Source organism: Candidatus Zixiibacteriota bacterium (assembly GCA_014728145.1).
In the GTDB taxonomy this organism is placed as follows: Bacteria; Zixibacteria; MSB-5A5; order JAABVY01; family JAABVY01; genus WJMC01.
This window is the reverse complement of record WJMC01000193.1, coordinates 1-7,263: the sequence shown is the minus strand read 5'-3', so window position 1 is coordinate 7,263 and position 7,263 is coordinate 1. Positions and strand designations below refer to the sequence as shown.

Genomic DNA, 7,263 nt, shown 5'->3' with positions numbered 1-7,263 from the left:
GTACCTGGCACGGCCCGGCGCGTAGCGATCTGATTAACAGGTTTTTAGAACAGTTTCCGCAGTCGCGTCATATTCGTTATGAAGCTCTCTGCCATGACGCTTTCATGCAAACCCGGCGTGATGCTTTTGGCGACACCGCCTTCCCGGAATATCATATCGGCCGAGCAAATATCCTGGTTCTGCTGGGTGCGGATCCGTTTGCGTGCGGACGCAACCGTCTCAAGTATATGCGTGAATTCGCCTCTAAACGTCTTCCGGGCGATGAGAGAATGTCGCGGGTCTATGCTTTCGAGCCGGCTTTCTCCGAAACCGGAGCCTGTGGCGACTATCACTGGCCTGTAAATCCAAAAGATTTATATAAAATCGCCGGCGCGCTGGCCAACCAGATTGTGATTAAAGACGGTCATTCCGCCTACATAAATAATGATAGCGTGAAATCGGTTCTGAATCAATTTGAACCTGCCGAAGTCGAAAAGGAACTGCACCTTGAGGACGGCAGGCTGGCTAAGATCGCCCGTGAACTCTGGGACAATCGCGGTCAGGGTTTGATTCTTTCTGAAAGTTACTCCAATCAGTTCGAAGGTGCCGAGAAACTGCATTACCTGGTCCATTTCCTGAATATTATACTTGAAAACGAAGGAAAAACGATCACTGCCGGTTCGATTCCGGCCGCGCGGGGTGCATCGCCGGCTGAGGATATTATGCAGTTTATCGCTGATATGAAAACCGGCAAAGTGGGCGCAGTTCTGGTTTATGATACCAATCCGGTATACAGCATGCCTGAACAGGCTGGTTTCGAGGACTGCTTTAAGAATGTCCCGATCAGGGTTTCTATGGCTGACCGTATCGACGAAACAGCCAGGCTTTGCAATTATTTGCTGCCCGGTTTGCATGGCGCTGAAAGCTGGGGTGACGCGGAACCTTTGACCGGACTTTACAACATCCAGCAACCGACTATTTCGCCATTATTTGACAATCGTCAATTCGAGGATTCGCTTTTGAATCTGGGCTTTAAGCTGGGTAAAGCTGATTTTGGAAATGGCGATAAACCGTTTGGTTTCTATGCTTACCTGCGCCGGTACTGGCGTGAAAGTATATTCAGGCAGGACAGGCTGGCAGCTGATTTCGAAGCCTTCTGGGTCGACCTGCTACAGAAGGGGTTCTATGCCTCCCGCGAGTACGAACAGCTTCAGAATCAACAGGCTGGAGAATTCAATTCCTCAGTTCTGGAGGGTATCGGTTACGACGGGAGTAGCCCTGGCGGATTAGTTATTAACCTGACCGTATCGTCTTTGCGTTATGACGGCCGTTACCAGAACAATGCCTGGCTTCTGGAGACCCCCGATCCGGTTACACGCATAACCTGGGACCACTATCTGGCAATAGCCCCGTCCAGGGCTTCCGAGATGGGGCTCAAGGATGGCGATATCGTTTCGTTCACGCATGCAAGCCAGACGTTCGAGATCCCGGTTCATCTGGCACCGGGCACTCATAAAGATGTAGCCGCGCTCCAGGTCGGCTGGGGCAGAACTTCAGTTGGTGCTGTCGGCGACGGTTTAGGGATCAATGCTTTCAAGCTTGCCGGTTCTGACAACGGTCGTCCCGATAACCTGTTGACCGGTGTAAAACTTGAAAAAACCGGGAAACATCGTTTCCTGGCCACTGTTCAGGGTCATAATTATATCGAGGGACGGCCGATATTGTTCGAGACGACTTTGGATAAATACAAGCATGACCACCATGCCGGACTGCATAAGCATCATGTGCCCGAGGGGTCGTTGTGGAAACAGGACCACAGTTATCCCGGCCACCTGTGGGGTATGGTGATCGATTTAAACCGTTGTATCGGATGCAATTCCTGTATCGTGGCCTGCATGACTGAAAACAATATTCCCTATGTCGGACGCGAGGAAGTTTTAAACGGGCGCGAGATGAACTGGTTGAGGATCGACCGCTATTTCCAGGGTGATCCGGAAAATCCCAAAATCATACGTCAGCCGATGACCTGTCATCAGTGCAAAAAAGCTCCCTGCGAAACGGTTTGCCCTGTGCTGGCGACTGTACATAACGACGAGGGACTCAACTTGCAGATTTACAATCGCTGTGTGGGAACTCGGTACTGTTCCAATAACTGTCCCTATAAAGTCCGCAGATTTAACTATTACGATTACTATAAGAATGCTCATCCGGATAAAGTCAGCCACTTTGCGCTCAACCCGGATGTTACCGTACGTACACGGGGTGTGATGGAGAAATGCACGTTCTGCATCCAGCGAATCCGCGATGCCCATCACAAGGCCAAGTCCGAGGGACGGCCGGTGCGTGACGGCGAAATTATCCCGGCCTGTGCGCAGACCTGCCCGGGCGATGCGATCGTGTTTGGTGACTTAAATGATCCGGACAGCAGAATCAGCAGACTGGCTCGCGATCCCCGCGCGTATCGCGCATTGGAGGAACTCAATATCGAACCGCAGGTTGCATTTTTGTACCTGATCCGTAACCGTGATGCGGAGGAAACCGAGGAAGATGGCTCACACGGACATTAAACCGCTGGATATCGACGGTCACAAATATGGCGGCCCATGGCTGGGCAGTCATATTTCAATGAAACAGGTGACCGAGGACGTCTATGCCCCGATCACCAACAAACCGAGCCGGATCTGGCTATTGCTTCTGGCGCTGTCTATGGCGGCAGTTGCGCTGTTGGGCTATATCCTCTCTATCCAGTTGACGAAAGGCATCGGTATTCTGGGGCTTAACCACCCGGTGGCATGGGGTGTGTATATCACGAATTTCGTCTTCTGGGTCGGCATCGGTCACGCCGGCACGCTGATTTCGGCGGTGTTGTTTTTGTTGCGTCAGAAATGGCGTAACTCGATCAACCGCACTGCCGAAGCGATGACGATCTTCGCGGTCATGTGTGCCGGGCTGTTCCCGCTCATCCATACCGGACGGATCTGGGTCGATTACTGGCTGATCCCGTACCCCAATGACCGTCTGCTGTGGGTGAATTTTCGGTCGCCGTTGCTGTGGGATGTTTTTGCGGTGACGACTTACTTTACGATCTCGCTTCTGTTCTGGTACCAGGGGCTTTTGCCCGATTTTGCCACATTGCGCGACCGCGTCAAAAATAAAATCGGCAGGTTCTTCTATCGCACACTCTCGTTCGGATGGAAAGGCGAAGCTCATCACTGGGATCATTACGAGAGATCATACCTGCAATTCGCCTGGCTGGCAACTCCGCTGGTGTTGTCGGTGCACAGTATCGTGTCCTTTGACTTTGCCGTATCACAATTGCCGGGCTGGCATGCCACGATCTTCCCGCCGTACTTTGTGGCCGGGGCGATTTTCTCCGGTATGGCTATGGTGGTTACGCTCCTGGTGATCCTGAGACGGGTGATGAAACTCGAAGAATATATCACTATCCGGCATATGGAGATGATGAACAAGGTCATACTATTCACCTCCTGCCTGGTCGGGTACTCATATTTCATGGAATTTTTCGTGGCCTGGTATTCCGATGAGCCGTTCGAGCAATTTGTTTTCTTAAACCGTCTGATCGGGCCCTATGCCTGGTCGGTCTGGATCATGCTTGTTTGTAATGTCGTTATCCCGCAATTGTTCTGGTTCAGGAAGATTCGCACCTCGATTCCGGCGATGTTCGCGGTCTCGATCTGTGTCAATATCGGTATGTGGTTCGAACGTTTCAATATCATCGTAACCTCGCTCCACCGAGATTTCCTGCCCGCCAACTGGGATTACTACATCCCAACTTTCTCTGACTGGGCGGTCACGATTGGTTCGTTCGGGTTGTTCTTTGCACTGTTTTTGCTGTTTATCAAGTTTTTCCCGGTCATCTCGATGTCCGAAATCAAGATGATCCTGACCAATCCCCTGGGCAGAAAGGGAGGTAAAAATGGCTAAGAAAAAAGTCGTGGTCGGATTCATTGATCACCCCGATCGATTCCTGGAAGTTGGTGAAAAAGCTCGCAAACTGGGATTCAAGAAGCTCAATGCGATTATGCCGTTTGCGGTCCACGGCTTCGAGAAAGCGCTGGGGATCAAGAAGTCATGGATCCCGAAAGCGGCCAAGACGATGCTGGTGATCGGTGCGGGGCTCGGTTTTCTGCTTCAGGCCTGGACATCGGCGGCTGACTGGCCGATCAACGTAGGTGGAAAACCACTAGTCTCATGGCCGGCTTTCATTCCGATCGTTTTCGAGTCCGGGGTGCTGCTGGCCGGGATCACAACCTTTTTGGCGCTCATGCATATAGGTCGCTTCTATCCCTACAAAGATCCGAACGTTATTCGGGAGAGGCTGACCGACGATCAGTTTGCGCTTTTGATACCCCTCGAGGAAAACGGGGGGCAGGATAAGATTACGGAGTTTTTTAAGGAAAACGATATAGATGATACCGAAATTGTGGAAATATAGTGTAATCATACTGGCACTGTTCAGCCTGCTGTCATGCGCGCGTGATCGGGATGTGCGCGAGTGGGAATACATGCCGGATATGTATCGTTCGCCGGCTGTCAAACCGCAGCAGGATAACCCTGACGATACCGGTCATACTATGATGCGTCATCCGGTGGCTAATACCATCCCGCGCGACATGGTACCATACCCCCACACAGTGGGTGATACGCTGGCGGCCCACAGGCTGATCAACCCCCTCCGACCAGGGCAGGAAGTGCTCGCATTAGGGCAGGAGTATTACGCTATATACTGCTATCCCTGTCACGGTAGCACCGGTGCGGGCGATGGTCCGATTATTCCCAAGATGACTAAGCCGCCGCTTTTGTACACAGATAAGGCGATTGGATGGCCGGATGGCCGCTTTTATCATATACTTACCATGGGGCAGGGGAATATGCCCAGCTATAAGAGTTCGATCGACCAGAATACACGCTGGGCAATCATCCACTATGTCCGCGCGCTCCAGAAAGCGGCTCGTCCGACACAGGAAGATATCGACAGGCTCAAAGATCTGGGATATTCCGAAATCCCGGTCGCCGAGAAGGAGAGTAAGTAGTTATGAGTTCGGGGCCGATGCCTGAAATAAAGAATACCGGACCGCTCAAGCCGGGATTGGTCTGTGACCGGTTCCTGTTTTTCTCATTTTTGATCGGTTTGGTGGTTTTTATCCTGGCCCTGTTTCTCAATCCACAGCGCGCCTGGTACAATTACCTGATCGAATTCTTCTATTTTCTGACCATCGGGCTCGGCGCGTTCGTGTTCGCCGCGGTGCAATACGTCGCCAACGGTACCTGGTCGGTCAGTATTCGCCGGGTTGCTGAAGGATTTGCCGCTTACCTGCCGGTTTCACTGATTTTGCTGATAGGGCTTTTCTTCGGTATCGGCAGTCTCTATGAATGGTCGGAATTCATTCCCGAACACTATTTTACTTACACAAAACATGTATACCTGACCTCACTCTGGTTCATAGTTCGTGAATTGATATTTTTTGGAATATGGATTGTCCTGGCGCTGTTGATCGTCAGGTTCTCGCTCAAGCAGGATGAAAGCGAGAATCCGAGCCTGACCCGTAAAAACAAAAAACTCAGTATTATCTTCCTGATTGTCTTTGGTTTTACTTTCACATTCGCTTCCATTGACCTTTTGATGTCACTGGAGGAGCATTTCTATTCCACCATGTTCGGTGTCTACTGCTTCTCCGGCCTGTTTTTGAGTGGAATCTCGGCAACCGCGATTATTGTTATATTGCTTCGTGGCCGTGGTTATCTCGAAAACGGCGTCGAGCATATCCACCTCCACGATCTGGGTACCTGGATGATGGCCTTTTCGGTTTTCATGGTCTATATCGGGTTTTCGCAGTACATGCTGATCTGGTATGCTGACCTGCCACATGAGATCACTTATTTCATCCCTCGTTCCAAAAACGGCTGGCAGTTTGTGTTGCTTATGCTTCCGCTGTTAAAATGGATTCTTCCGTTTATCGTTCTGATGCCGGATAAAAACCGGGCTAATCCAGCGGTTATCTTCGCTGTTGCTGTGGGGGTGCTGGTAGGCCAGTGGCTCGATGTTTACTGGATGGTGGTCCCGACTTTTTCGGAATCATTTCGTATGGTTTCCTGGATCGAGGTCGGAGTGTTTTTGATGTTTCTGGGGATATTTGGCCTCTCGGTCAGGTATTTCTATAAGAAATATCCGCTTCTGGCCAAGGGCGATCCAAATCTCGAAAGCTGTGTGACTGGACGGTATCAGCATGTCTAAGGTCAAGGGAAATATAAATTTACTGTTCTATATAATCGCTCTGGTGGCGGCCATCTACGTGGTCTATTTCGCTTTTTCAGAAGGATTTCGGAGGGGGAAGTTCGAAGGTAAGTACTATCCGCCCACAGAACAACTGCGACCTGAAGAGGATGTCAAACAGGTCAACTTGAGAAAGCTTCTGGAACCGACCGACAGCCTGGTGGCCGAGGGACGTCGGTTGTACAAACTCAATTGTGCCTCCTGTCATGGCGAAGACGGAAGTGGTCAGGGGCCGAAGTCGGCCGGGCTCAACCCTCCACCGCGAAACTTCCTGAAAGAAAAATTTAAGCATGGTGCTTCAATTGTGGAGATATATAACACGATAACCAATGGGGTTCAGGGCACCTCGATGCCGGCCTTCGACCTGCTTCCCGGTGAGGAGAGGATGGCTATGGCACAGTATGTCGCTACTATGGTGCCGGAGCTACCTGAAAACCCACCTGAGCTTGTGGCACAACTGCCCGGCGGAGATGGGGAAGAGGTTGCCACGGAAGCTGTACCGGACACCACAACTGACACGACACAGGCACCCCGGATCGAACCTATACCTGTCGATGTGGCCATGGAAATGATCTTTAGCAGGAAGGCACTGCCGAGAGTGAATCAGGCTGAAATTGAAACCGATCGGTTGTATCTCCGGAATTGCTCATCCTGCCATGGAAACAAAGGTCAGGGCACTCTATCCGCGGAACAAGTCGTGCCTTCATCTGTTCTTTATCTACATAAAGGTAGATTTTATGGGAGAGAGTCGGAAGTCCTGAAAAGCAGGCGTGAGTTCAGGCGTTTTTTGGTCGAAAGCACTCCCGGAATGCCCGAACATCGCTTCGGATTTCTATCCGGCGGGGAGGTTGACGAGCTTTACGACTACGTGAGGACTCTCTCGGAGATTTCAAGGTAATGAGGTATGAGCAGAGTTAAGTCATTGGTATTGTTAACTATATTTGTTCTGATAATGTCTGTTGGAGCGTTTGCCCAGGAACAGTCCGGGG

6 protein-coding genes are annotated in these 7,263 nt (G+C 51.1%); all 6 read left to right on the top strand.

Going from position 1 to position 7,263, the window contains the following annotated elements:
• On the top strand, positions 1-2,546 hold a 2,546-nt coding region (locus GF404_11200; GenBank protein MBD3382748.1), incomplete at its 5' end, for a 4Fe-4S dicluster domain-containing protein.
• On the top strand, positions 2,527-3,924 hold the full coding sequence (locus tag GF404_11195; GenBank protein ID MBD3382747.1) for a hydrogenase: 1,398 nt from the start codon (positions 2,527-2,529) through the stop codon (positions 3,922-3,924). The genes GF404_11200 and GF404_11195, both read left to right, overlap by 20 nt.
• Positions 3,917-4,435, top strand: a complete 519-nt coding sequence (locus GF404_11190) for a DUF3341 domain-containing protein (GenBank protein ID MBD3382746.1) — start codon at positions 3,917-3,919, stop codon at positions 4,433-4,435. Before GF404_11195 ends, GF404_11190 begins: the two co-directional genes overlap by 8 nt.
• Entirely contained in the window at positions 4,410-5,033 is a 624-nt protein-coding gene (locus tag GF404_11185) for a cytochrome c (protein MBD3382745.1), read from the top strand. Before GF404_11190 ends, GF404_11185 begins: the two co-directional genes overlap by 26 nt.
• Before the next feature lie 17 nt (positions 5,034-5,050).
• Positions 5,051-6,235 carry a hypothetical protein gene (locus tag GF404_11180; GenBank protein MBD3382744.1) on the top strand — a complete coding sequence of 395 codons (1,185 nt, stop codon included), beginning with the start codon at positions 5,051-5,053 and terminating at the stop codon, positions 6,233-6,235.
• Positions 6,228-7,172: a c-type cytochrome gene (locus GF404_11175; protein ID MBD3382743.1), complete on the top strand. Its 945-nt coding sequence runs from the start codon at positions 6,228-6,230 to the stop codon at positions 7,170-7,172. Before GF404_11180 ends, GF404_11175 begins: the two co-directional genes overlap by 8 nt.
• Positions 7,173-7,263: the final 91 nt, after the last annotated feature.